This window comes from Numidum massiliense, from assembly GCF_001375555.1.
GTDB classification, from domain to species: Bacteria; Bacillota; Bacilli; order Thermoactinomycetales; family Novibacillaceae; genus Numidum; species Numidum massiliense.
Genome location: NZ_CTDZ01000009.1, coordinates 1,918,466 through 1,944,686, shown reverse-complemented (window position 1 = coordinate 1,944,686; position 26,221 = coordinate 1,918,466). Strand labels below are relative to the sequence as shown.

At 52.4% G+C, this 26,221-nt stretch carries 18 protein-coding genes, 1 pseudogene and 1 riboswitch; of the genes and pseudogenes, 16 read left to right on the top strand and 3 right to left on the bottom strand.

The features are described 5' to 3' along the window. Positions 1-16 precede the first annotated feature (16 nt). From BN1247_RS09400 to BN1247_RS09390, 3 genes are all read left to right on the top strand, one after another. Positions 17-1,012 carry an NAD(P)-dependent oxidoreductase gene (locus BN1247_RS09400; RefSeq protein ID WP_054950149.1) on the top strand — a complete coding sequence of 332 codons (996 nt, stop codon included), beginning with the start codon at positions 17-19 and terminating at the stop codon, positions 1,010-1,012. Between the two features lie 38 nt (positions 1,013-1,050). Beyond that, on the top strand, positions 1,051-1,827 hold the full coding sequence (locus BN1247_RS09395; RefSeq protein ID WP_054950148.1) for an enoyl-CoA hydratase/isomerase family protein: 777 nt from the start codon (positions 1,051-1,053) through the stop codon (positions 1,825-1,827). A gap of 324 nt (positions 1,828-2,151) precedes the next feature. Then, on the top strand, positions 2,152-4,323 hold the full coding sequence (locus BN1247_RS09390; RefSeq protein ID WP_082416040.1) for a S9 family peptidase: 2,172 nt from the start codon (positions 2,152-2,154) through the stop codon (positions 4,321-4,323). Between the two features lie 120 nt (positions 4,324-4,443). Here the strand turns inward: BN1247_RS09390 and BN1247_RS09385 are convergent, their stop codons facing one another. Next, positions 4,444-5,490 carry a helix-turn-helix transcriptional regulator gene (locus BN1247_RS09385; protein WP_054950147.1) on the bottom strand — a complete coding sequence of 349 codons (1,047 nt, stop codon included), beginning with the start codon at positions 5,488-5,490 and terminating at the stop codon, positions 4,444-4,446. A gap of 499 nt (positions 5,491-5,989) precedes the next feature. Here BN1247_RS09385 and leuS point away from each other — a divergent pair, with 499 nt between their 5' ends. After that, complete coding sequence (gene leuS / locus BN1247_RS09380; RefSeq protein WP_054950146.1) at positions 5,990-8,569, top strand: leucine--tRNA ligase; 2,580 nt, start codon at positions 5,990-5,992, stop codon at positions 8,567-8,569. Between the two features lie 100 nt (positions 8,570-8,669). Here the strand turns inward: leuS and comER are convergent. Beyond that, a pseudogene (gene comER / locus BN1247_RS09375) lies at positions 8,670-9,515 on the bottom strand (late competence protein ComER); the annotation flags it as partial. 111 nt (positions 9,516-9,626) lie between these two features. Here comER and BN1247_RS09370 point away from each other — a divergent pair. Together BN1247_RS09370 and BN1247_RS09365 are read left to right on the top strand one after the other, a co-directional pair. Further along, positions 9,627-10,439, top strand: coding sequence for a helix-hairpin-helix domain-containing protein (locus tag BN1247_RS09370; protein ID WP_147675214.1), 813 nt, complete (start codon positions 9,627-9,629; stop codon positions 10,437-10,439). Positions 10,440-10,567: 128 nt separating this feature from the next. Beyond that, a riboswitch (SAM riboswitch) is annotated at positions 10,568-10,675 on the top strand. Between the two features lie 142 nt (positions 10,676-10,817). Continuing rightward, positions 10,818-12,107 (top strand): homocysteine synthase, encoded by a 1,290-nt coding sequence (locus BN1247_RS09365; RefSeq protein ID WP_054950144.1) that lies wholly within the window; start codon positions 10,818-10,820, stop codon positions 12,105-12,107. An 89-nt stretch (positions 12,108-12,196) separates the two neighbouring features. On the opposite strand, the gene BN1247_RS09360 is transcribed toward BN1247_RS09365, so the two are convergent. Then, entirely contained in the window at positions 12,197-12,898 is a 702-nt protein-coding gene (locus BN1247_RS09360) for a GerMN domain-containing protein (protein WP_054950143.1), read from the bottom strand. Positions 12,899-13,138: 240 nt separating this feature from the next. Here BN1247_RS09360 and BN1247_RS09355 point away from each other — a divergent pair, with 240 nt between their 5' ends. From BN1247_RS09355 to BN1247_RS09310, 10 genes are all read left to right on the top strand, one after another. Next, entirely contained in the window at positions 13,139-13,486 is a 348-nt protein-coding gene (locus tag BN1247_RS09355) for a DUF3139 domain-containing protein (protein ID WP_054950142.1), read from the top strand. 27 nt (positions 13,487-13,513) lie between these two features. Next, complete coding sequence (gene dcd, locus BN1247_RS09350) at positions 13,514-14,071, top strand: dCTP deaminase (protein WP_054950141.1); 558 nt, start codon at positions 13,514-13,516, stop codon at positions 14,069-14,071. A gap of 295 nt (positions 14,072-14,366) precedes the next feature. Beyond that, a complete protein-coding gene (locus BN1247_RS09345; RefSeq protein WP_054950140.1) occupies positions 14,367-15,383 on the top strand; it encodes an NAD-dependent epimerase/dehydratase family protein in 1,017 nt (338 codons plus the stop codon). A gap of 3 nt (positions 15,384-15,386) precedes the next feature. Next, positions 15,387-16,538 (top strand): dihydrodipicolinate synthase family protein, encoded by a 1,152-nt coding sequence (locus BN1247_RS09340; RefSeq protein WP_054950139.1) that lies wholly within the window; start codon positions 15,387-15,389, stop codon positions 16,536-16,538. Positions 16,539-16,659: 121 nt separating this feature from the next. Then, entirely contained in the window at positions 16,660-18,012 is a 1,353-nt protein-coding gene (locus tag BN1247_RS09335) for a GGDEF domain-containing protein (RefSeq protein WP_054950138.1), read from the top strand. A gap of 323 nt (positions 18,013-18,335) precedes the next feature. After that, a complete protein-coding gene (locus BN1247_RS09330; protein ID WP_054950137.1) occupies positions 18,336-19,949 on the top strand; it encodes a GGDEF domain-containing response regulator in 1,614 nt (537 codons plus the stop codon). Beyond that, complete coding sequence (locus BN1247_RS09325; RefSeq protein WP_054950136.1) at positions 19,949-20,944, top strand: HEAT repeat domain-containing protein; 996 nt, start codon at positions 19,949-19,951, stop codon at positions 20,942-20,944. The genes BN1247_RS09330 and BN1247_RS09325 overlap by 1 nt, the downstream gene beginning before the upstream one ends. A 41-nt stretch (positions 20,945-20,985) precedes the next feature. Next, entirely contained in the window at positions 20,986-22,404 is a 1,419-nt protein-coding gene (locus BN1247_RS09320) for a glycosyltransferase family 2 protein (RefSeq protein ID WP_390622041.1), read from the top strand. After that, positions 22,404-25,817 carry a hypothetical protein gene (locus tag BN1247_RS09315; RefSeq protein ID WP_054950135.1) on the top strand — a complete coding sequence of 1,138 codons (3,414 nt, stop codon included), beginning with the start codon at positions 22,404-22,406 and terminating at the stop codon, positions 25,815-25,817. The genes BN1247_RS09320 and BN1247_RS09315 overlap by 1 nt, the downstream gene beginning before the upstream one ends. Before the next feature lie 29 nt (positions 25,818-25,846). Continuing rightward, a complete protein-coding gene (locus tag BN1247_RS09310) occupies positions 25,847-26,218 on the top strand; it encodes a response regulator (protein WP_074011312.1) in 372 nt (123 codons plus the stop codon). Positions 26,219-26,221 lie beyond the last annotated feature (3 nt).

The following is a 26,221-nucleotide window of genomic DNA, read 5'->3' as shown; positions in this document are numbered from 1 at the left end:
ATGAGGAGAAACGCGTATGCGAGCAAAAATTCTGCAAATATTGCCGATGTACCACCAGGCAGGGGAAGCGATTTTACAGGCAGGAGCGGATGTCGTGCGCACGGACAACTTAGAGGCGGAACATTTGCAACAGATGGTGCGCCAAGTGGATGGGGTTGTCTTACGTGCGCCGGCCCGTTTGACGCGAGAAATTATTGCCGCCAACCCACGATTGAAAGTCATTTCCGGCGCTGGTGTCGGGTTGGACAATATCGATGTCGCCACTGCGAGTGCGTACCGCATTCCGGTGCTACACGCCCCGAGTGTGAATGCCGTTTCGACTGCCGAACAGGCGCTTGCTTTAATGCTGGCGCTCGCGCGGCAAATTAAACCGTTTCAAGCAAAAATGGCGCTCGGCGATTTCGCAGCGCGCAACGTCATTTTGACACACGAACTGCGCGGGAAAACAATCGGATTGGTAGGGTTTGGACAAATCGCGCGCGAATTGGCGAAACGGTGTCGCCGCGGCTTAGACATGGAGGTCGTTGCTTACGTAAGGCGTATAGATCAGGATAAAGAACGGGCTGCCGCTGCGTTTGACGTACGGTTAACGACAGACTTGACCGTGCTGTTGCAAGAAGCTGACGTCGTGTCGCTGCACATTCCGTTAACGGACGAGACGCGACACTTTTTTGGCCGCGAACATTTTTCGTTGATGAAGACGACGGCTTATTTGATCAATACGGCTCGCGGCGCAGTCCTACATACAGACGATTTAATTGAAGCGCTTAATAACGGGACGATTGCCGGAGCGGGGCTGGACGTGTTTGATCCGGAGCCGCCGCCCCCCGACTTGCCACTGTTAACCATGCCTAACGTCGTCGTCACGCCGCACATCGGCGGAATAACGGAAGAAGCGAATTACATTACCGCGACGACGGTGGCGCGGAACGTGCTTCGCACCTTGCGCGGTGAGAAGCCGGAGTACATCGCCAATCCGCACGTTTTATCGGATCAAAAAAAACCTAATTAATAGTGGGAGATAAACCTAATTAATAGTGGGAGGTAACGATGGATTTTTCACACATTGTGACGGAAGTAGCGGACGGTGTTGGCACGATTACGATTAACCGACCCGACGTACGCAACGCACTCGATTTACAGACGTTGCAGGAAATTGAACAGGCGCTCGACGTGTGGCGCACGGACGATCAGGTGCGGGTGGTCATATTTACTGGCGCGGGTGAGAAGTCATTCGCTGCCGGTGCCGACATCGCCCAGCTTAACGAACGGACGATGCTTGAAGCGCTCGCGCCGAACATGACCGCGACGTACCGCTACATTGAAGCGTACGACAAAGCGACAATTGCAGCTATTAACGGCTATGCGTTCGGTGGCGGCTTGGAGTTGGCTCTCGCTTGCGACATCCGCGTCGCTGCATCGCACGCAAAACTAGGTTTGCCGGAATTAAACTTAGGGATCATGCCAGGAGCAGGTGGGACACAGCGGCTAGCGCGCATCGTCGGCAAAGGACGCGCGATGGAGATGATACTGACCGGGGCGATCGTCACTGCGGAAGAAGCGGTGGCGGTCGGCCTCGTCAGCCGCGCCGTACCGCTAGAGCAACTACGCGAGGTCGCTGCTGAATTTGCGCGTAAGATTAGCGCGAAGGCACCGCTTGCCGTACGTTTGGCCAAGACAGCCGTCAACCGCGGTACAGATCTTGACATGGAAACAGCACTCTACTTAGAAAAACTGTCGCAAACGATTTTAATGGGATCGGAAGATAAACAGGAGGGCACACTGGCGTTTCTTGAAAAACGCCAACCGCAGTTTAAAGGGAAGTAGTTTAAAGGGAAGTAGTTTAAAGGAAAGTAGTTTTTAAGGGGTAAACGGTGTAGCGGGAAAATACGCTGTTTGCCTCGTTTTTTTATATCAGCGAGAAAAATAATTCGCCCACCACCTGCTGATGGCGCCGTTTATTGTGTCTCTCGAGACAACGACCGTTCGCATTGATAAAATATAAAATAGAGCCTAGTCATTCTCATGCGACCCGACTTTAAATTTGACGCAAATTTTGAAGGAGAACAGCTACGGATTAACGTTACTAAGAGTAAATGTGTGTAATCTATTAAAAAAGGAGTGCTTGTTTTGTCTTATAGTAAGCGCGGTATGACCGCGGAAGACTTGTACGAATTGTCGTTCGTCGGCGAATCGGATCTTTCGTCCGACGGTACAAAAGTTGCCTATGTGCAAAAAATGATCGACAACGAACGGCGTTATCGCTCGCACCTTTTTGTCCAACAAGTGCCAGACGGCGAGCCGGTGCAGTGGACGTTTGGCAAAGGGCACGATACGTCGCCGAAATGGTCACCCGATGGCGAAACGCTCGCCTTTCTATCAGACCGTTCGGGGCAACAGCAAATTTGGTTGCTGGCGGCGAACGGCGGAGAGGCGCGCCAGTTGACGTTTTGTAAAAATGGGGTAGGCAATCCTGTCTGGTCGCCGGATGGGCAATCGCTCTTATTTACAACCTCGCTCGGTCCAGAAGAGCGAGTGACCGACTGTGAAGTAGAGGAGGCGGCGGTAGGAACTACGACAGACGATGCGACAAATAATCAGGTGGACAGCAAGAAAAAATTGCAACCTCTCGTCATTGAACGGTTGAGATACAAAGCGGACGGAAAAGGTTTTCTTGATGAAAAATACGAGCAGTTAGCCGTCATTAACGTTGACGGAAAGGGTTTGCGACAGCTGACGGAAGGCGCCTTTCACTACAGTGGGGGAAGTTGGTCACCGGATGGAAAGGCGATCGCCTGTTGTGCCAACTGCAGTGACGATCCGGATCAGACGTTCGTTTCCGACGTGTTTATTTACTCGTTAGCCGACGACAAGCTGACGCAACTTACGGACGGCAGTGGCGTGTTCCACAGCCCGTCGTGGGCGCCGGACGGTAAGCGCCTCGCTTGTTTTGGCCACCAACTCGAATACAGAAGCGCGACCTTACAGAGGGTGTGGCTGCTCGATCTGGCGACTAAGGAAAAGACGTGCCTGACGATGGATTGGGATGTCGTAACGGCAGACGTGGCAATTAGCGATCTACGTTCCGGGCACCCATTTGCAGGCGCTTTATGGTCACCTACTGGGGACGGCGTTTACATTTTGGCGAGTGATTGCGGGAACACCGGCGTATACTTCGTCCATGTGGATGGGGACGTTCGCCTCGTTTACGGCGGGGAGCGCCACGTGTACGGTTTGGCGATGGACAATACGCGTACCGCTGCGGTCGTCGCGGTGAGCGACTGGCAGACGCCGGGAGATCTGTATTATTTGGACATTTCTTCTTGCGTGTCTAGCGACGGGCACGGCCATCAAGAGAGTGACGACCACAATCGCCAAGAGGTTGCGAGTGACGCGTTCAATCGCCCGCTGCCGAGAGTGCGCCGTTTAACGGCAGCAAATGCGCCCTTACTGGAAAATATTACTCTTTCACAGCCGGAGCCACTTTCGTATAAAGCGGAAGACGGGAAGCAGATTCACGGTTGGCTCATAAAGCCAGTCGGCTTTGAACAAGGAAAAAAATATCCGCTCATTCTTGAAATTCACGGTGGACCGCACGCGATGTATGCCCATTCGTTTTTCCACGAATTTCAGCTGCTGGCGGCGAAAGGATTTGCTGTTCTTTACGTAAACCCGCGCGGCAGTGAAGGGTACGGGCAAGCGTTTGTCGACGCCTGCCGTGGCGATTACGGCGGTGGCGATTACACGGACTTAATGGCGGCCGTCGATTTCGCCCTCGCGACATACGATTTTATCGATGCGGATCGGTTGGGCGTAACGGGTGGCAGTTACGGCGGATTTATGACGAACTGGATCGTCGGGCACACCGATCGCTTTAAAGCGGCAGTGACGCAGCGCAGCATAAGCAATTGGCTCAGCTTTTTCGGAACGAGCGATATCGGCTACTACTTTTCCGAGTGGGAGTTGAAAGCCGACTTTTTTGCTGATCCGGAAAAAATGTGGCACCATTCCCCGCTGCGGTTGGCGAAAAACGTACAGACACCGCTCCTCATTTTACACGGGGAAAAAGATTACCGCTGTCCGATTGAACAGGCAGAGCAGCTGTTCGTCGCCTTGAAGCTGCAGCGTAAACCAGTGAAGTTCGTTCGCTTTCCGGAGGCGAATCACGAACTGTCGCGCAGCGGCGAGCCGTCCTTGCGCGTCGCCCGCTTGAACTACATTGCCGACTGGTTTACTCAATATTTGAGTGAAAATGCTTCTGGTAAAGAAAAGGATGCTGTCGTACAAGCCCAAGGTGTCGGTCGTGGATCAGACATACAATAAAAACTAGGCTTGCACCGATCTAACTGCTAGGCTTTCAACGTAAGCGGCACACCTTGCGCTGAAGGGTGTGCCGCATGTATGACCGCCATCATTCACGGTCTGCGTATTAAGGGCCCAGTATCAGCTGTACATTTGTTGCCACTTTTGCGCGTAGTGGCGCATTTTTTCGCGGTAGGACGGAGGTTCGATAATTTCTGCTTCGGGGCCGAATTGTAACAACCAACGCAAAAATTCATCGCCGCTCGAGACGGTCACTTCCATCAGCACGCTATCGTCATCTTCGTCAATCGTAATTTTCGGCTTCACCGATACTTCTGCCTCGAGCACGTAACGGGCGATTTTTGGACTGAACCAGACGACGAAGCGGACGTTGTCGTCTTGTTTGTCAATCACCCACACGTTTGCCAAGTACTTGTGCAAGTCAAAATTTCCGCGATCGAACGTTTCCTCCGTCAACTTCATTTCGCGGAAGCGGTTGAATCGAAACGTGCGCACGGCGTCCTTTAAGTGACAGTACCCGATGACGTACAGGCGGTTGTTGCGTGGAATGATGAAGTACGGGTCGACTTTCCGCCGGTTGATCGTGTTGCGGCTGTACGTATGGTAGACGATTTCAATCGTGCGCTGCTCGCCGATGGCGATTAATAGGTCAGCTAAATTGTTAGACGTTTTTTCGGAAATGCCGTATGTACCCGACTCGTCGTGAATTTCCTCTGAAGTGTCTTCTTCCGTCGGCGGTTGCACCGTCGTCCCGAGCAAAATGTGCTCACTCAGTTTGTGCCACGCTTCCCTTGTCGTCTCTTTCCCCTTCGTAATCGCCGCGGCGATTTTTTCATAGGCGAGCAACCAATCTTTTGGCACTTGGTCTCCTAACTGTTGGATCGCCATTGGAAAGACGGTAAAAGCGACGAGTTCTTTTTCGGTGAGATCGAGCGGAAACATGGCGAAGTTGCTCGTATATGTATAGCCTTTGCCGTAGCCGTCACTTTTGATCGGTATGTTGGCTGCTTCTAAGTCGCTTTTGTAACGGTACACTTGGCGTTCGTTAATGTCGAGCCGTTCGGCGAGCTCTTTTGGACGAATGCCGGGGGATTGTTGGATTAAGTTGATCATGCGAATCAACGTGACGATTTTCTTCTCTTCTTTTTTACTTTTTACTTTGGCCATAGTGACTGCTCCTCCTTTCAACTCAACGATACGGCTGACACTTCTTTAAACATACCACACTTCTCTCGCCGCAACTGTGAAAAAAAACGGTGGTATTGCGTTTACATCCGTTGGAAATACTACAGATGTAGTTGACATTGCTTGGCGACATTGCATATAATCGGTAGTAATAATCGGATAGCCGTAATAGCGCAGTCGAGGAGTAGTAGAGTGTACACGTTCCTGCAGAAAGTCGGCGGATGCTGCGAGCCGATGGAACGAGCAGTCGAACTCGCCTTGAAAGTTGCGGAAAGGGATGGCACCTTTCTGCCGAGTAATCCTCGTTAACGGATCGGAAGTGAGTATTTGTCGTTTACAGGTACTAAGTAGGGTGGTACCGCGGGAGACGTTAGGAACCTCCCGTCCCTAGTGTGGTTCACTATGGGACGGGGGGTTTTTTTATATTTACAGGTGGTGTAGTGGCGTTTGGTGCCAAGCGTCGTTTAAGGAGGAAGATGGAATGAACGAACAATACAACCCGAAAGCAATTGAACACAAATGGCAGGCGTTTTGGGAAGAAAAAGGGGTCGATCGGACGCGCGAGGCGAGTGACCGTCCGAAATTTTACGCGTTGGAGCAGTTCCCGTATCCGTCGGGAAAACTGCACATGGGACACATGCGCGTCTATTCGATCGGCGATGTCGTCGCCCGCTTCAAGCGGATGAACGGCTACCGAGTACTACATCCGATGGGGTGGGACGCTTTCGGAATGCCAGCGGAGAACGCGGCCATTCAAAATAAGGCGCAACCGGCGAAGTGGACGTTGGACAATATTGCGCAAATGCGTGCGCAGCAAAAGCAATTGGGAGTCAGCTACGATTGGGCCCGCGAAATAACGACGTGTGAGCCAGACTACTATAAATTTACGCAATGGCTGTTTTTGCTCTTTTACGAGCGCGGCTTGGCGTATCGCAAAAAAGCGGCGGTCAACTGGTGCCCTAGCTGTCATACGGTGCTGGCGAACGAGCAAGTCGAAGACGGACTCTGCTGGCGCTGTGAATCGGTCGTGGAGAAAAAAGAGTTGGAGCAGTGGTTTTTCCGCATTACAGAATACGCCGACCGCTTGCTCGACGACCTCGACCGGCTCGACGGCTGGCCAGAAAAAGTGAAGCTGATGCAGCGCAACTGGATCGGCCGCAGCTACGGAACCGAAGTGACGTTTACGTTGCCCGATTTGGCGGGGACGAAAGGATCAGATGCGGAAGTGGCTAAGGTAGCAGGGGCAGACGTTGGCGAAGGAGCAAACGTAGTAGACGCCGTTGATGCGTCTGCCTCCACAAGCGATGCGGGCGACGTGCCGACGGTGTCGGTGTTTACGACCCGTCCCGACACACTGTTCGGCGTCACTTACATGGTCGTTGCCCCGGAACACCCGCTCGTCGAGCGGCTCATCCGCGGTAAACAGAACGAACAAAAAATTCGCGACTTCATCGCCGAGTTGCGCACGAAGTCGGAAATTGACCGCACGTCTGCCGAGGCAGAAAAAATTGGCTACTTCACTGGCTCATACGCCGTCCACCCGCTAACTGGTGAACGCATTCCGGTATGGGTGGCCAACTACGTACTAATGGATTACGGGACTGGTGCAGTGATGGGCGTTCCTGCACACGACGAACGGGACTTTGCCTTTGCGACAACGTACGGACTGCCGGTGAAAAAGGTGATCGAGCGTACGATTGAGCCGCTTCCTGAACCGCTCACTGAGGCGTTCGTTGAAGACGGCGTACTCGTCAACTCGGGCGATTTCAACGGGTTGCCAAACCGTGACGCGATGGAAAAAATTAGTGCTACATTAGTAGCGGAAGGAAAAGGGAAACAGACGATCAGTTACCGCTTGCGCGACTGGCTCGTGTCGCGGCAGCGCTACTGGGGCGCACCGATTCCGATCGTTTACTGTGACTCGTGTGGCGTCGTACCCGTGCCGAAAGAACAATTGCCGGTACTGTTGCCAGAAGACGTGCAGTTCGACGGCCATAGCAACCCGCTGACGACGTCCCCGACCTATGCACAGACGACGTGTCCACAGTGTGGCGGTAAGGCGCGGCGCGAGACCGATACGATGGATACGTTTATCGACTCGTCGTGGTACTTTTTGCGCTTCGCTGACCCACATAACACGGAGCTGCCTTTTGCCAAAGAGAAGGCGGACCAATGGATGGCGGTCGACGAGTACATCGGCGGGGTGGAACACGCCATTTTGCACATGTTGTACTCGCGCTTTTTTACAAAAGTGCTGTACGATGCCGGAATGGTGTCGGTAGAAGAGCCGTTCCAAAGCTTGTTGACACAAGGCATGGTGCTCAAAGACGGCGCAAAAATGTCCAAGTCGAAAGGGAACGTCGTCAGTCCGAACGAAATCGTGGAAAAATACGGGGCAGACACGGGGCGGTTGTTTATTTTGTTCGCTGCGCCGCCGGAGCGCGACTTAGAGTGGAACGACGCGGGTGTCGAAGGGGCATACCGCTTCTTAAATCGCGTCTGGCGCATGGTGTACCGCAACCGCGATTTGTTCGGTACGGAGCAGGCAGCAGTGCGTGCGAATGCGTGCCCGGACAGCAAGGCGCTGCACCGGACGATGCACTACACGGTTAAAAAAGTGACGGAAGACGTCGGCGAACGGTACCATTTCAATACGGCGATTAGTGCCGTCATGGAGCTCGTCAACGCGATCAACAGCTATCCGGAAACGGCAGACCGGGGCACACTGCGCGAAGCAGTCAAACACGTCGTCATGTTGTTAGCGCCGTTTACGCCCCACATCGCCGAGGAGCTGTGGCAAGTGATCGGTCATACAGACAGCGTACACGAGCAAAATTGGCCCGCGTACGACGAAGCGGCGCTCGCGGTAGACGAGGTGGAGATCGCGGTACAAATTAACGGAAAAGTACGCGGCAAACTCGTCATACCTGCGGCGGCCGAGCGCCAAGAAGTGGAAGAGATGGCGCTGGCCGAAGCAAAAATAAAGGAACAGCTCGCAGGTAAAACGGTGCGCAAAGTGATCGTCGTGCCGAAAAAACTGGTGAACATCGTCGCCAAGTAGAGGCCGATCCCCGCTTACTTAATGTGTAATGGAAAACCTTACCGCACCGTTCATCGGCTGTGGTAAGGTTTTTTACGTCGTTATCCATACGATCAGCTATTCATACGTCAGCTAGCACCTGTTTCACGGCGCTAATGTCATGTGCGTGTTTTTGCTGTGTCAGTTGTAACAGCTGGGCAAAAACAGTTCCAACCTCCCGTTCGAGTAAGTCAATCCCTTCGCGCGTCACCCCACCGGGGACAGCGACCCGCTCTTGGAGAGACGTGAGGGTGAAACCACCATCTGTCACGAGTTGACCGACGCCGCGAATCATCTCACCGACAATTAGCGCTGCCGTTTCCGTAGATATGCCGGCTACTGCAGTCGCCTCTTCGACGAGTCGCTGCATGAGAAAACTGAGAAACGCCGGGGCACAGCTGGCTAAGTCGGAGGCAACGCGCACATCGCGTTCGTCGATTTCGACCGGACGGCTAATGTAACCGAATAGGCGCGATACGTTTTGGCGTTCCCGTGGTTCGAGGCGACTGCCGTACATGACGAGCGATGTGCCAGTAAGGGCAAAATTCGTCACACTCGGGATCACTTTTACGACTTTTGCGCTTATTTTTTGCTCGATGTCGCTTAATAGTACTGGGCTCGTAATCGAAATGACGAGTTGGTTATCCGCTACGTACGGCTTAAGTTCTGCAAGCACAGAACCGTATTCGAGCGGTTTCACACAAAGTACGATCACATCGCATTCTTTGGCGAGGTCGACGTTGTTTGGCGCGACGCGCATGCCGGGATAATGTTCGGCAAACCGTTCCGCTTTGCGCACGGTACGGTTGCTGACAACGACGTCAGATGGCTCTAACGCACCCGCTTTAAGTAACGCTTCTACTAACAGTTTCCCCATGCTGCCAACCCCGATAAATCCTACCGTTGTCAAACGAATCCCCCCAAGTGAATGAGTTGCTAGTGTTAGCTTATGACGCGTCTATACTTCCTACCACCCACCACAGTATAGAAACGCGCTTGCTGTCGTCGCTCTTTTCTGACACAATAGAGGTAGCGACAATTGTACGACATTCAAGCGTGCGAAAGAGAGAAGAAGGTAGGAGAAAGGGGAGGGACAGAGGGGAGAGGGTTGGCGATGTTCGACATGTGGACAAGTCGTGAGAAAAAGCTGCTGATCGCACTGGCGGTGAGTGCCGGACTACTCGTTAGTACCGTCGGTTACTACACCTTATTTGCAGGCGCAGGGACAGGAGAAGATAAAGGATCTCCACTGTCGGCTACTGCAGAGCAACTGCAACAGCAAGGGTTAGTTACAGGACCCGACAGTAACGGTCGCGAGGCGGCGCATGGAGCGGTGGGGGAGGCAAAAGGCGAAGCCGAGTCGGGGCAGTCGGAGGTCGTCATCGACGTGAAAGGTGCGGTAAAAAAACCGGGCATCTATCGGTTGTCGTCGGAACAGCGCATTCACGATGCGCTAAAGGCGGCGGGCGGGGCGACGGAGGAAGCCGACATGGAACGACTCAATTTAGCTGATTTTTTGGTAGACGGGATGGCTGTCTACGTCCCGAGGAAAGGGGAGGAAGAATCGACGCCGGCGGGTGGTTACTTAGACGGGGCGGTAGGGCAAGGCGGGAACGATGGCAAGGGCAAAGCACCGGGACAAGGTGCGACGGCAACAAGTAAAGTGAACATTAATCGCGCGACCGAAGCAGAGCTACAGACGATTACCGGCATCGGCCCCGCGAAGGCTGCAGCCATCGTGAAAGACCGAGAGACGAACGGGCCGTTCAAATCGGTGGACGACTTGACGCGCGTGAGCGGAATCGGGGCAAAAACGTTAGAAAATATCCGTGATCAACTGACAGTCAATTAGTGAGATTCAACGGCTACGACCGCTGGTAGTGGGTACTAATCAAAAAACAAAATACAGTTGACGAATCGGAAAGGTATCCTTATAATGTTAACAATCGATGAAACGCGAGAATAACATATTGTACGCAATCCTTATCGAGAGTGGTGGAGGGACTGGCCCTATGAAACCCGGCAACCTGCTGCGATTTTTGCAGTGAGGTGCCAATTCCTGCAGGAAGTGATCCTGGGAGATGGGGAAGGTTAAATGTACGTTTCGTAACTCTTCCTTAAATGTCGTTCAAAAACCTGGGATACGCTGTCCCTTTTTGAGCGAACAGTTAATACGGAGGAGTTTTTTATTTTTCTAACATGTTTTCTATAATGGGGGAGGAACCTGACGATGAGTGAGCAAAAACAGTACAAATTTGACACACTGGCGGTGCACGCCGGGCAACAACCTGATCCGGCGACTAACGCTCTCGCCGTACCGATTTACCAAACGTCTTCCTACGTATTCAACGATACGGAGCACGCGGCTAATTTGTTCGCCTTGAAAGAACCGGGCAACATTTATACGCGCATTATGAATCCGACCCACGACAAGTTTGAGCAGCGTATTGCCGCCCTTGAAGGAGGCGCAGCCGCGCTGGCGACGGCGTCGGGGCAAGCGGCGATTACGTACGCCATTTTAAACATCGCCAAACAAGGCGATGAAGTCGTGTCCGCGAGCAGCTTGTACGGCGGCACGTACAACTTGTTCGTGCATACGTTGCCGCGGTTAGGGATTAAGGTGCGCTTAGTCGACCCGTCGGACCCGGAAAACTTCCGGCGCGCCATTACCGCCAACACGCGGCTCGTCTACGCGGAGGCGATCGGCAACCCGAAGATTGACGTACTAGACGTCGAAGCGGTAGCGGCGATCGCTCACGAGAGCGGCATTCCTTTCATCGTCGACAACACGTTTCCTTCGCCGTACTTACTGCGGCCGATCGAGTTTGGCGCCGATATCGTCGTCCACTCGGCGACGAAGTACATCGGCGGGCACGGCACGTCGATCGGCGGGGTGATCGTCGATTCCGGTAAGTTTGATTGGACGAATGGCAAATTCCCCGAACTGACAGAACCGGATCCGAGTTACCACGGACTCGTATACACCGAAGCCGCTGGCTCGCTCGCCTACATTATTAAGGCGCGTGTGCAGTTAATGCGCGATTTAGGCGCAGCCGTGTCGCCGTTTAACTCGTTTTTATTCTTACAAGGGTTAGAGACGCTGCATTTGCGCATGGAACGCCATAGCGCCAACGCGCTCAAAGTTGCGCAGTTCCTCGCCGCCCACGATCGCGTTGCCTGGGTAAATTACCCCGGCCTGCCAAGCGATCCAAACTACGAGAAAGCACAAAAATACTTGCCGAAAGGGCAAGGCGCCATCCTGACGTTTGGCATCGACGGTGGCTTAGAAGCCGGTAAGAAGTTGATCGACAACGTGGCGTTGTTTTACCACCTGGCGAACGTCGGCGATGCGAAGTCGCTCATCATTCACCCGGCGAGCACGACGCACCAGCAGCTGACACCGGAAGAACAAGCGGCAAGCGGCGTATCGCCGGAAATGGTGCGCCTCTCGATCGGCATCGAAGATGTCGATGACATTATTGCCGATTTGGATCAAGCGCTAAACCGGAGCCAAGCGTAAGCAGTCAGCATTAGCGAAAGCAGTCGGCATTTAGGTAAAAGAAACCCCGCTTCACCATGTCACGTGGAGCGGGGTTTCTTAAACATCCTCTATTCGACGATTTTAAATTGAGCCGGATCTGGTGCCTTGTATGGCTCGGAGATTGTCATATGACCCGCTAACGTTTGTTCGATTTGTCCATCAATGAGAAGTTGCGTGTGCGATGCGCCAAACTGCAGCATAATTAATGCGACTTGGTCCAACACGAACTGCTCGCCACCCGAGCCGAGGTTCGCGTTTTGGATCGCTTTAGACAAATTGACTGTCGCCGTTTCACCTTCAATGGCAACGTCTAGCACGGTGACATCTGACGGCAGAATACTCGTTAACTGCTCGTGCTCGGGACCTCGAAGCCACGCTGTAAGAGCCGCTTTCGGCAGGTCATCCTCTGTCTTTGCTTCGATTTGCCGCTTTTCTCCGTACATTTCCATCAACTGATCGTCCGAAAAGTACAAAGTGACCCCGCGTTTGACGGCTGCTTTAGTCGCATTTTTTTCTAAACTAGTCGATTCTCCGTTACTTTTGTCCTTTTCCGTACGGTTACTTTCGTTTTCCTTCACACGATTACTTTCATTTTTCTCTGTACGATTAGTTTCTGTTTTTCCCGTACGATCCCCCGTCGTTTCTTCCTGACGGTTTGCTTCGTCTTCGTTCACGCTGTTCCCAGGATCAGTTCCCGTCGGTGCGCTACATGCAGCTAAGACGAGTGCGACGAGCGATAACGCGAACACGAATTTGACAATTTTTTTCAAGAACGAGCGCCTCCTAAGTGTAAGATGGTACTTATTATAATAACAATTAGTGGTGGTTTTTACTATTAGGGGCTAACGGATGGGATCCGTTGGCGCTAAAGTTTCTAGATTGCGTGTGCAAATTGATAAAAAATCGGTATAATAATGTCAGAGGGTGCTGAGCGGCAAGTAACAGAGGCTTGGGTGAGTAACTTGTTTCTCGCCCGCCTTTAGTACGCGTGCGGAAAGGGTTGAAATAGCTTGAAAAAAAGTGTCGTTATCTCCGTCGTCCTAGTAGGGATTACGGTAGTTGCGGTGTTTGGGTACGGCTTTTATTTTATGTTGAATGGCGACCCGACAGAATTAAGTGCGTTAGAGAAGGAAGTTACCACATATTTAACGAAGGAAAAATCGTATAAAAAAGATGAGCTCCTCAAAGTAGAAGCTGGTTACAACGATAAAATAGCGAAAGGTTACCACGTCGAAGTCGTTTTTCGCGATGAACCGGACGTACACTACTTATACTGGCGCAAAGACGACAAAATCTCGCAAAAAGGGATTGAAGATACGTCAGTGAACAAACGAGCGAGCTTTAAGCATAAAGAGTAAAAGTTTAATCATTTGGGGGAAGACACTGTGAGCATTAAATCGGACAAATGGATTCGTACGATGGCGCGCGACTATAAAATGATCGATCCGTTTATCGACCGCAACGTCGGTAAAGGGGAAGCGATCAGTTTCGGTCTAAGCAGTTACGGGTATGACTTGCGCGTTGCTGATGAATTTAAAATTTTTCATAACGCGTTATGTTCAGTGATCGATCCGAAAGAAATTAGTTCTGATTCGTTTATCGATTTTAAAGGCGACGTAGCGATTATCCCACCGAATTCGTTTGCCTTAGCGCGTTCAGTGGAGTACTTTCGCATTCCGACAAACGTGCTGGCGATCTGCGTCGGGAAATCGACGTATGCGCGCTGCGGGATCATCACGAACGTCACCCCGTTCGAACCTGGCTGGGAAGGCCATGTGACGTTAGAAATTTCCAACACGACCCCGTTACCGGCTAAAATTTATGCTAACGAAGGATTATGTCAAGTGTTATTTTTAGAGGGCGACGAACATTGCGAAATTTCTTATAAACAAAAGCAGGGAAAATATCAAAACCAGCAAGGTATTACGTTGCCGCGCGTTTAGGTTATGTTCATTAGCACCGCTTTGCACGGTTTGCACAGTTTGCATGTCGTGCCGAAAGGCGGTTTTTTTGTGATCAATTGTTCCTTGTGACAACTGCCCTTTTAACGGTCACGAACCAATTGATCAGCAAGAAGAATGACAGTTGCTGTGGATAAACGAACAGCTTTCAGTTTGAATCGATTTAAAGACAGTTAATGGACTTGTCTCTTAATGGCTGGCTGCTTACAATGGGGGTGACCGCGTGAAAGTGGGGACCACTTTTTAAAAATGGCGGTCGATGGAGAGGGGTTATCGCATGAAATCTTTACAACAATTAGAAGAAGTCTTAACGGAACCGTCTGCGGCACTCGTCGCCGATCTCGCGACATTAGACGGTGATCTTCTCATTTTAGGTGCCGGTGGAAAAATGGGCCCGAGTCTTGCGGTGTTAGCGAAGAAAGCGTTTCAGGAGGCAGGAGTCGCCAAGCGCGTCATCGGGATGTCCCGTTTTTCGGATGACAGTGAAATGAAAAAGTTGGAAGCGCGCGGCATTGAAGCGATTATGGGAGATTTACTCGACGACGAACAACTTGCCGCTCTACCCGACGTAAAAAATGTGATTTATATGGCTGGCAACAAATTTGGCACGACTGGCAACGAACATTTTAGCTGGGCGATGAACACGTACTTACCGGGAAAAATCGCGGAAAAGTACAAGAACTCCCGCATCGTCGCCTTTTCTACCGGAAACGTTTATCCGCTCACACCGGTGAAACAAGGCGGTGCGACGGAAGACGACCCGACGGGGCCGATCGGCGAATACGCACAGTCTTGCTTAGGGCGGGAGCGTATCTTTGAACACTTTTCACGTAAATACGGCACGCCACTGACGATATTCCGCCTCAACTACGCCATCGACTTGCGTTACGGCGTCTTATTAGAAGTGGCTAAAGCCGTCAAATCCGGGCAACCGATCGACCTCAGTATGGGACACGTCAATGTCATTTGGCAAGGAGATGCGAACGAAATGGCGCTGCGGGCGTTAACCGTAGCCGACACGCCGCCGTGTGTGTTAAACATCGCTGGACCGGAAACGATTTCTGTTCGCTGGTTGGCGGAACAATTCGGCAACCACTTCGGAACGAAACCTCACTTCGTCAATGAAGAGCAGGAGACAGCCCTCTTAAACAACGCGTCTAAGGCACACCAGCTGTTCGGTTATCCGCGGGTTACGCTCCGCCAGATGATCGACTGGGTCGCCGCATGGGTGCAAGCTGACGGCCCGACACACGATAAACCGACCCATTTCCAAGAAAGACAAGGAGCGTTTTAAACGATGAAAGGTTTACGTTCAGATTTGCTACAAGCGTTACACGAAGGTGTCGTCATTCCGGCTCACCCCCTCGCACTGCACGAAGACCGTACCCTCGACGAACGGCGGCAACGCGCCTTAACCCGCTATTACATGGCGAGCGGTGCTGGCGGGGTGGCTGTCGGCGTGCATACGACGCAGTTCGAAATCCGCGATCCCGGCATCGGTTTGTTTGAACCGGTATTGCGCCTTGCGGCGGAGACGATCGACGACGCACAGCTAGAGCGCCCGTTTATTCGCGTCGCCGGTATTTGTGGTCCGACGGAGCAAGCGTTGGCGGAAGCGAAAATTGCCGCTGATTTAGGCTACCACCTCGGGTTAGTGAGCATGGGTGGTCTCGCCGACTGGACCGAAGCAGCACTGCTGGAACGGCTAGAAAAAATTGCGGACGTCATTCCCATATTCGGTTTTTACTTGCAACCGTCGGTCGGCGGGCGACGGCTCAGTTACGAGTTTTGGAAAGCTTTTGCCGACATTCCGAACGTCATGGCGATTAAAATGGCGCCGTTCAACCGCTACCAGACGCTCGACGTCGTGCGCGCCGTCTGTGAATCGTCGCGCCGCGATGAAATTGCTTTGTACACTGGAAACGATGACAACATCGTCGCCGATCTACTCACGACGTATCGCTTCGACGTCGGCGGAGAGACGGTCGAGAAGCGGATCGTCGGCGGGTTACTCGGCCATTGGGCCGTCTGGACGGAAAAAGCGGTGCAGTTGTTAGAGGAGATTAAGCGCGTGCGAGACGATCAGACGACCGATGGGCGGACGGCGGACGTGCACGTGGCGGATGCACGTACGGCGCATAGATGCGCGGCGGACACGCGTACTGCGGACTCACGCGATGTAGATGTACGTGAACTACTCCTGCGCGGTATCGAAGTGACGGATGCGAATGCCGCCTTTTTCGACCCGGCACACGATTTCGCCGGCTGTATTCCCGGCATTCACGAAGTGCTAAGGCGGCAAGGGCTACTGGAAGGATTGTGGTGTTTAAATCGCGACGAACAGTTGTCCGAAGGGCAATTGGAAGAAATTGACCGAGTCTACCGGGCGTACCCGCATTTAAACGACGATGCGTTCGTGGCGAAGCATTTGTCAGAGTGGCTTGCTTAACGGCGAAGCGGGTTAACGGCGTTGTACTGCATGGATGTCCTGCATGGGTTTACTGAATGCCGCATGCTAGATACGACAGTATGTTTAATGTTGTTTTGAGCGATCGATTGGGGGAGATGTTATGGCGGAACAAAATCGGACCGTGCAAGAGAAAGGAATCGCGATCGGAGTTATCGGCACTACGGTAATCGCCGAGAAGATTTTGGCCGCCTTAAAGTCCTTTCCCAACTTTCGGCCGATCGTCTGCACGTACACTTGTGAAGAGGAAATACCGGTCATCGTCGCAGAGCTCGCGCCGCAAGTGGAAGTGATGATGTTTGCCGCCTATCGCGCCTTTCGGCAAGCGACGGCGCGGCTGGATGTTAGCGTTCCCGTTCACTATGTGCCGCTATCGGGGGCGGGATTGTACAGTGCGCTTTACCGTCTGCAAAAGCGGAGTGGACTACAAAAGCTGTCGATCGACTGCCTCACCGAGCGAGAAGTTGAGCGGGCGCTCCTCGAGTTGGGAGAGGCAGCTGTGGAGACAGTGTTCTTTCCCGGGTCACTACTCGCTTCTCCGGAGGAGCTCGTGCACTTTCACGGGCAACAGGCACAGGCGGTAAAGGATGCAAACGGTGTCGCCGTGTTGACAGGCGATGAGGCTGTGGCGGAAGCGCTCACCGCCCAAAACATTCCGAACGAGTACGTCACGCCGACTCATCAAGATATCATTGGCGCCCTGGAGCGGGCACTGTTGTCGACAGAGACGCGGCGCAGTAAAGAAGCACAAATCGTCGTCGGGCTCATTAATGTCGATCAATTTAGCCGCTTAGTCGCCAACAGCGCGTCTGAACACGACGTGCAGAAGCTAAAGCTCGACTTGCACGGTATGTTCCTCGATTACGTGAAGTCGTTAGAAGGGCATTTGACGAGCCTCGGCGGGGACGAGTACTTATTTTTCACGACGCGCGGCATTTTTGAACGCGAGACGCGTGGGTATAAGTTTATTCCACTGCTACAGGAAAGTAAAAAGTCGTTCGGTCACACCCTCAGCGTCGGCATCGGCTTTGGCAAGTCGGCGAACGAAGCGGGGACACATGCGCGCATCGCGTTGCGGCAGGCGAAAGAAGCGGGTGGCGACGTCTGCTTCATCGTGCGCGAAGACAAGTGCGTCATCGGCCCCGTCGAAATGGGGCCGCAAGTCGTGTACGAGTTGTCCGTAACCGATGAAAAATTGTTGGAAAAAGCGGAGCAAGCAGGGATGAGCGCGACGTATATGCGCAAGCTGTTGGCGCAAGCGACGCGTTTTGGCACGGTCGAATATACGGCACACGAGTTGGCGCCCGTGCTAGGGGTGACAATTCGCAGTACACACCGCATTTTACTACAGTGGCTCGACGCTGGGCTCGTCGAAATCGTCGGGGAGGAGAAGTTAGCGGCAAAAGGCCGTCCGCGACAAGTTTACCGCTTCGTCATGTTTGATGAAGAGCGGTAGGCAAAAAAATAGCTGTAACGAAGACGGAAGAATGGCGGGAGATTTTCCTGCCTTTTTTCACTGTTTTGAGTGATAATCACTATTAGTTATGTATCCGCTACCAATTTGCAATATGTTAGACACAGTTTATTAATATTTATCTCTTGAGCGGGACGATCACCGTCCGGTAAAATATAAGACAAGCAAATCATTATATAAGCATATTTAATGTAAAAAATAGCGAGGGTACTTTTTCTACGTATTACCGAGGGAAAAACACTTATCGGTAGCAAATCGTTCCGCGAAAGGTACCGTCACTTTTTTACAAAGGGGATGTCATAATTATGAATAAGTACCAAAATATGTTCATAAGACGGATTAAGGAGCAAGTGTGTAAGTGGATGAACCGCCCGACAGTAATCGATGAACGAGAAGTGTATCGCTTTTTACACTCTATTCACGGGACGGCCGGATCTATCGGGCTAGGCACACTGTCGACGTATTTATCCCCGTTGCTTGCGCAGCTCGATGAAAACGGTCACAGAGAATTTACGAATACACAAATTAACGTCCTGTTAAAAGATGTAACCGCTTACGTCGCCCAGTTCGATGAAGAGGTACTTGCGACTGGTGAACCGTCCTGTCTCGATTTAAAACCGACACTGCTGGCAGTCGGGGAAGAGGCGACCTTACAGCAACTGTTGTCGGAACAAGGATGGATCGTCGCCTCGGCGGTGTGTGAGGCGGAGGCGCAAGAACTTTTCTATACGATAAAACCGGACTTAGTGATCGTCACCGCAGGAGTTAGTGCAGACGATGAATTAAAGCGCATTCGCACGCTTGCCGAACAAGCGAAAAACTACTTAACACCGGTGGTCGTCGTCAGTGAACGGACGGATAGCCCTTTTCGCATCGCTTGCTACGAGGCGGGAGCCGACGAACTCATTCGCCTACCGGTGGACGATAGTGAATTGATTGTGCGACTGGAAAAGCAGCTGGCGAAAAAGCGCACCTTTGCGACGCACGCGTGGCACGACGAGTTGACCGGCGTTCACAACCGCAAATATTTACTACAGGAGCTGGAACACTTCGTAAATAGCCAAAACAGCTTTTCGCTCGTCATGCTCGACATTGATCGCTTCAAGCGAATAAACGACGATTACGGGCACGCGATCGACGATACAGTGTTAAAAAGACTCACTCACGTGATTCGTACGCACCATCCGTTTCCCGAGCATACGTACCGTTACGGCGGCGACGAATTCGTCCTTTTGCTCCCGGACACACCGTCCGAACGAGCGAGTGCACTCGTGGAGCAAATGGTTGCGGCATTCGCGACCGAAGTCGAGGCCGCGCCGAGCGAACCGTTCCCGGTGACATTTTCTGCAGGGATCGTGGAAGCAGAAGGTGAGGTGCGGGACAAAGAAGAGTGGTTGAACCTTGTCGATTACGCCCTATACTGTGCTAAAGAAAACGGAAAGGGCTGCCAATTTGTTCTCAATTGGGAACAGCCACTCAAGCAAGCGAAACAGCGGTTACACCTCGCATTCGTCGACGATGACGACATCGTACGTGCGATTCTTAGCGAACATTTCGCTCGTTGGGAGTGCCCGCCGTTCGAAGTGGACATGCGTGCGTTTCGCGACGGTGAGCAGTTTTTCAACGACCCGTGGCACAAAGAACCTGGTTTGTTCCTCGTCGTTTTAGACGGGATCATGCCGCGCATGGACGGATTAGAAGTGCTTCACCGGCTACGGCAGCAGTATGCCTCACAAAAATATATCGTGACGATGCTCTCCAAGCGACAGAGTGAAAGGGACATCGCTCGCGCCCTAAAACTCGGCGCCGACGATTACATGGTCAAACCGTTTCATTTAGTTGAATTGGAGGCGCGCATTGAACGGTTAATCGCCCGTAGTGGGCAATGGCTAAAACAAGCAGCGGGAGGAGAAAAGTGATGGATACCGTGTTATTGCTCGTAAACATCATTTTTGTGCTGTCGGGTGCCCTCGTCCTATTATTCGTCGGCCTTATCGTTAAAAAATGGCACAATAATCGTCGCACGGCACAAAAAGAGCAGTTTAAAGCAGCACATCGAGGCCGCGTTTTTACGCACATAACGACTGGCGAACCGCTGAATGAAAAAGTGTTGCAGTCGGCAGACACTTACGACGGACTCGCGGAAATTTTGATCAGCTATAGCGCTGTACTCAAAGGCGACGATTTCGAGCGGGTAACCCGTTTTGCCGAAGGTCATTTAACGGACTACTACCGTAAATGTTTGCGCAGTTCCAATTGGGGGACCCGCATGAATGCGCTGTACGGAATCGAACAGCTTCGTATGTCGACTCTAAGCGAAGAACTGGCGACACTTTGGGAGCGGCGCAAACAAACCGAAGCGGAAGCGATTCAACTGTTAAAAATCGCGGCAGATGCACAGCAAGAAAAGTTGTTGACGTATTTGCAAACGTTACCGCACGAATTGCCGTCGTTTTATTATCAGACGATCTTTAATCGGTTACAGGAACCGCTATTCACCCGCCTGTTAGAAGATAGTGCCCACTATACGTCGCGCGTACGCTATGCCCTCATCGATGTCATCGGTGCACAAAAGCGGCTGACGCACGCGGAGCGGTTAATCGCTTTTGCGCAAGCAGAGGACGCCGAAACGCGAATTCGAGCGTTAAAGGCGCTAAGTAAGTTAGAGTACTTACCGGATGTGCGCATCGTGACCCGCGCGGTCCGTTCGGAAGTGTGGGAAGAGCGTCTGTTTGCGGCTAAATTATTAGCGACCGTGAACGATAAAGAAAGCCAGTTGTTACTCAATCGCCTTGCGAATGACGCGTGTTGGCACGTACGGCAAGTGGCGACAGACGTGTTGGATGCGCGAGCGCGCACCAATCAGCGTCAAGCTGAAGAATCTCGCGAAGCGCGGCAGCGTTTAACGGTTTAACCGTATCATTTAACTGGAAGAAAAGATGGGAGAGGACAGAAGTGGAAGCGTTCGTTAGCGCGTTCGTCTACGGCATTAAAATACTTGGTTATGTCGCTTTAGTTTTGACAGCGTTTAATATTTTATTTTACCTCGTCATGTTCGTCGTCGCCGCGGTACAGCTGAAGCGCGAGTCGCGCGTACACAAGCCATCCGTCTACCGGGAGATGTCGACAGCGACGGAGACGAAACCCGTATCGATTCTCGTTCCAGCGTATAATGAAGAAAAAGGGATTGTTGCGAGCGTCCGTTCTTTACTGAGCACATCGTATCCGACGTACGAAGTGATCGTCATTAACGACGGTTCCGACGACGGTACACTGCAAAAACTGATCGATGCGTTTCATCTCGTAGAAACGACAATTCCTTATGAACGACATCTGGAAACGAAACTAGTGCAGAAAGTGTACCGCTCAAAGTTACTCGACCATTTATACGTGCTCGACAAAGAGAACGGCGGCAAGGCAGATGCGTTAAACGCGGGGATCAACTTTTCCCACTACCCATATTTTTGTTCGCTCGACGGGGACTCGATCATCGAGCGCGACGCCTTTTTAAAAGTGATGAAGCCGTTTATCGACGCAGAGGACGAAGTAGTCGTTAGCGGTGGCAGCGTGCGCATCGCGAACGGCTGTCACATCGAACGCGGGGAAATTGTGAAAGTTGCTTTAAGTAAACGGCCGCTCGTCGTCATGCAAGTGATCGAATACTTACGCGCGTTTCTCGTCGGAAGAGTAGGCCTCAGTCGCTTTAACATTTTGATGATCGTCTCCGGTGCGTTCGGCGTGTTCCACAAGCAGACGGTGAAAGACGTCGGCGGGTACCGTACCGATACAGTCGGGGAAGATATGGAACTGATCGTGCGTTTACATCGCCACATTCGCAAAAATAAGTTAAAGAAGCGCATCGTTTTCGTCCCCGACCCCGTCTGTTGGACAGAGGCGCCGGAATCGCTCGCCGTGTTGCGCAAACAGCGCAACCGCTGGCATCGCGGTCTGTTTGAAAGTTTGTGGTGTCACAAGCGGATGATTTTCAATCCGACATACGGCGCCGTCGGCATGCTTTCACTGCCGTACTACGTCTTTCTCGAATTGCTCGGACCGCTCGTCGAGTTAGCTGGCTACTTGATCATGCTCATCGGACCGTTTCTCGGTGGCGTGTACATGACTTTTTCACTCTTACTATTTTTGTTGACGTTTTTGTACGGGGCGCTGTTGTCAGTCGGTGCCGTATTGCTAGAAGAGTGGAGCCTGCGCAAATACCCACGCATTAGAGATATGGCGTCTCTTACGGTGTATTCGTTGTCTGAACCGTTTTGGTACCGTCTGTTCACCGTCTTTTGGCGCGTGGAAGCGTTCGGACAGTTGCTGAGCCGCAAGCGGTCGTGGGGAAAAATGACGCGAAAAGGAGTATCACAGTAATGGGAAGATGGAGCAATTACCGCGGGCTGATCTGGTTTGTGGGAGTCGCCGCGATTGTCGCGGCGTTATTTTTCCTCCCGAAAATTGTTTGGTTATTATCTCCAGAACGTGGCCTAAATGTGGCGATTGTAGACAAAACCGTGCCAGAACGCGGGCAAGAGCGACATAAAGGGTTTGCGTGGGTGTTGAATAACGAAAAGTTCGTGCAGCGCGAGACGGGGAAACCGTATGACGGAGAAAGTGACTATTACGGCTACCACCCTAAAAGCAACGGCGATTACAAAATTAAAGAGCTACCTCAAGTGTTTGACGAACAAGATTTGATTTACTTAGCCGACGCTTACGGCGTCTATGCGGACGAGCAGCGCGATGGAACGAAAAGCGGAAAGCGTTCCGCGCTCATTTACGGCGGACTGGAGCGGCGCGAAGCGGCGGCGATTGCCGAAGCGGCAGCAAATGGGACGACGGTCGTCGCCGAATTTAATTCGTTTGGCAACCCGACCGAACAAACGGCTAAAGAGACGATGTATAACTTGCTCGGCGTGAAGTGGAGCGGGTGGATCGGCCGTTATTACGATGAACTCGCCCGTGGCGGAAAAGTTCCCGCATGGGTCGTCGACAAATACGAAGCACAGACGGGCGAGAAGTGGGCGTACCAAGGGAAAGGCGCGCTGTTTGTCAGCGAACGGGATGACATCGTCGTCCTCACCGCACGCGACTTAGCCGAAGGTGACATAAAACTTCGTTTTACAGAAAAAGGGCGAGACGCGTTTGGCTTAGACGAAGAGGTACGCTACCACGGGTGGTTTGACGTGGTCGAGCCGCTCGACACAGATGACACAGATGGCACAGGTGCAGAGAAAGAGGAAGAGAAAGAGAAAGAGAAAGAAGTGCTCGCCGAGTATGTCATCGACACAAAGGAAAGCGGCAAACAAAAATTGCGTCAGCACGGCCTTCCAACGACCGCGCCAGCGGTTGTCCGCGGCACACATACATATTATTTTGCTGGAGATTTTGCGGGTGGGGAGAACGTTCCCGAGGTGCACGCGTACACCGGGATCACTACCGTAAAAAAATGGCTTGCCGCGAGTGACGAAGTCGGGCAAGAGGCGTTTTATTGGAAAGTGTACGTACCGATGATGCAGGCGATTTTGGCCGAAACGCACGAGGCGCGGACCGTTGCGGCGCACGATCACGCCGGGGCTACAGCGAAGGAAACGACTAAGACCTTTCAGATCAAAAAAGTAGATGGTCTCTCCCTTGCGGGCACCGTTGGCAAGGAAAAGCTGCAAGTTTACAAAAATGGTAAGTGGGAGGAGCTGTTAATTAAAGGGGTCAACATGGGGATTGCCAAGCCTGGTCACTTTCCCGGCGAAATGGCGATTACGAAAGAAGAGTACTTACGCTGGTTTAAGCAAATTGGCGCGATGAACGCCAACGCGGTGCGAGTGTATACGCTCCACCCCCCTGAATTTTACGAGGCACTTAAGGCGTACAATGAACAGGCTGCAGCACCGCTCTACTTGTTCCACGGCGTGTGGGTCGATGAAGAGCCGCTGCTCGCCGCCAAAGACGCCTATGCCGACAATGTCGTGAAGCAGGTAGACCAAGCGATCCAAGAGACGATCGACGTCGTACACGGCAAGGCAGATTTACCCGTGCGCAAAGGGTACGCGAGCGGCAAGTATACGGCGGACGTATCGCCGTACGTCCTCGGCTGGATTTTAGGGATTGAGTGGGATCCAGACGTCGTCCAGGCAACGATCAAAAAACATCGCGGGATGGCTGACTTTCAAGGTAAGTATTTTAGGGCGCACGGCGCGCATCCGTTTGAAAGCTGGGTGGCAGCGCGCATGGAGGCGGCCGCAGCTTACGAGACCGAGAGGTATCGCTGGCAACGGCCCATCAGTTTTACGAACTGGGTGACGACAGATTTACTGGAGCACCCGTATGAACCGCACGACAAGGAAGACTTAGTGAGTGTCGATCCGCATGTGATCGCGCCGACGAAGCGTCACTTAGCCGGTCAATTTGCGTCGTACCACGTGTATCCGTACTATCCAGACAATTTAAATGTCGACCCGGCTTACACAAATTTCGTAGACAAAGAAGGCGAGAAGAACAATTACGCCGGCTACTTGCGCGACTTACACCGCGCGCACCGCATGCCGATCCTCGTCGCCGAATTTGGTGTCCCGTCGTCGCGCGGTATCACGCACAAAAGCGTACACGGGATGGATCAAGGTGGGCTCACGGAAAAAGAACAAGGGGAAATGGTGGCCAAGCAGTTTCGCACGATCGTTCAAGAAGGGCTAGCCGGTGGACTGATTTTTTCGTGGCAAGACGAGTGGTTTAAACGCACGTGGAACACGATGGATTACGACAACGCCGACCGGCGCCCACTTTGGTCTAACAAGCAAACGAGTGAACAGCATTACGGACTGCTCAGTTTTGACCCGGGGACGGACAAACTTAAGATCCGACTAGACGGAAAGGCAGACGATTGGGAGGAGCAATCGCTTGAACCGTTGCACGAGAAAAAGAGTCGTCCCCTCGCTGCTTTAGGCGACGGCGCCGACGACATGCGCACGCTTGAGCGCTTGTATGCGACGAGTGACGAGGCTTACTTGTACTTGCGCCTCGACTATCGTTCGCTAAAAGGATACGATCCGAAAAAGAGCCACACGCTCCGCTTGTTCGATACGATTCCCGGGCAAGGGAGTAACGAGTTGCCGTTTCAGACGAACCTAAAGACCGATAGCGGAGTCGACTTCATACTTCACTTAAACGGGACGAAAGAAAGTCGCCTCCTCGTACACAGCCATTACGATTCGTTTTATTACCATTACGGCGAGGAGTTAAAAATGATTCCCCGGCAGCGCGCAGCCACCGACAAACATAGTGACGCGTTCAACCCGATTCGGCTCGCAATTAGCCGTAAATTGTACATTGCACCGGAAAACCGCTTTATTCCGTTTCAAGCGGTAGAGACGGGGAAATTGCAGCACGGTAACGGCGATCCGCAAGCGGCATCGTTCCATTCCCTCAGTGACTTTATCATCAGCGAGAAGAACGACATCGTCGAAATTCGCCTGCCGTGGGCACTACTTAACGTGAAAGACCCGAGCCGCGGCGAAATTATGGGCGATTTCTGGCAAAAAGGCATTGGCGCGTCACAAAAAACGGGTGGTTTCAAAATCGCGGCGGTGACGTACAAGCCGACGAAAGACGGCAAGGCTAAAGACCTCGAGCGCATCGTTAACGTCACCGATAGCTTGCCGGCAATCGACGGCGATACGTTGCCGCTCCGTACCGCGAAGCCGTACAAATGGCCGGCGTGGGAAGCACCGTCGTCCCATGAGCGGTTGAAGCAATCATACGCGATCGTGCAGCGGGAATTCGCCAAGCATTAACAACTGATATAAAGGGGGTAATCGTGCCTTTGGCAAAAATTTTAGTAGTAGAAGACGAAGAGGTTTTACAAATGCTGATGCGCGACATGCTTACAGACGCCGGTTACGCGATCGACGTCGCCAGTGGCAAGGAGGCTTTTTTAGCGGCAATTGAACGAGAGGCGTACGACCTCGTGCTACTCGATTACGTGTTGCCAGACATGAACGGTTTCGACGCACTCGCGAAAATTAAAGCGCAGTCCAGCCGCAATACACCGCAAGTCATTATGATTAGCGCCGAGCACACGCCGCAACACCGACAGCGGGCTCTTGCGTACGGCGTCGATTTTTTTCTGCCTAAACCGTTTAGTCCGCTAAAACTACTGCAGCAAATCGGGAGAATGTTATCATCAGGTGAATGAAAG

Coding starts and splice junctions, on each gene's coding strand:
- BN1247_RS09400 (WP_054950149.1), top strand. CDS start 17: ATGCGAGCAAAAATTCTGCAAATATTGCCGATGTACCACCAGGCAGGG.
- BN1247_RS09395 (WP_054950148.1), top strand. CDS start 1,051: ATGGATTTTTCACACATTGTGACGGAAGTAGCGGACGGTGTTGGCACG.
- BN1247_RS09390 (WP_082416040.1), top strand. CDS start 2,152: ATGACCGCGGAAGACTTGTACGAATTGTCGTTCGTCGGCGAATCGGAT.
- BN1247_RS09385 (WP_054950147.1), bottom strand. CDS start 5,490: ATGGCCAAAGTAAAAAGTAAAAAAGAAGAGAAGAAAATCGTCACGTTG.
- leuS (WP_054950146.1), top strand. CDS start 5,990: ATGAACGAACAATACAACCCGAAAGCAATTGAACACAAATGGCAGGCG.
- BN1247_RS09365 (WP_054950144.1), top strand. CDS start 10,818: ATGAGTGAGCAAAAACAGTACAAATTTGACACACTGGCGGTGCACGCC.
- BN1247_RS09345 (WP_054950140.1), top strand. CDS start 14,367: ATGAAATCTTTACAACAATTAGAAGAAGTCTTAACGGAACCGTCTGCG.
- BN1247_RS09340 (WP_054950139.1), top strand. CDS start 15,387: ATGAAAGGTTTACGTTCAGATTTGCTACAAGCGTTACACGAAGGTGTC.
- BN1247_RS09335 (WP_054950138.1), top strand. CDS start 16,660: ATGGCGGAACAAAATCGGACCGTGCAAGAGAAAGGAATCGCGATCGGA.
- BN1247_RS09330 (WP_054950137.1), top strand. CDS start 18,336: ATGAATAAGTACCAAAATATGTTCATAAGACGGATTAAGGAGCAAGTG.
- BN1247_RS09325 (WP_054950136.1), top strand. CDS start 19,949: ATGGATACCGTGTTATTGCTCGTAAACATCATTTTTGTGCTGTCGGGT.
- BN1247_RS09315 (WP_054950135.1), top strand. CDS start 22,404: ATGGGAAGATGGAGCAATTACCGCGGGCTGATCTGGTTTGTGGGAGTC.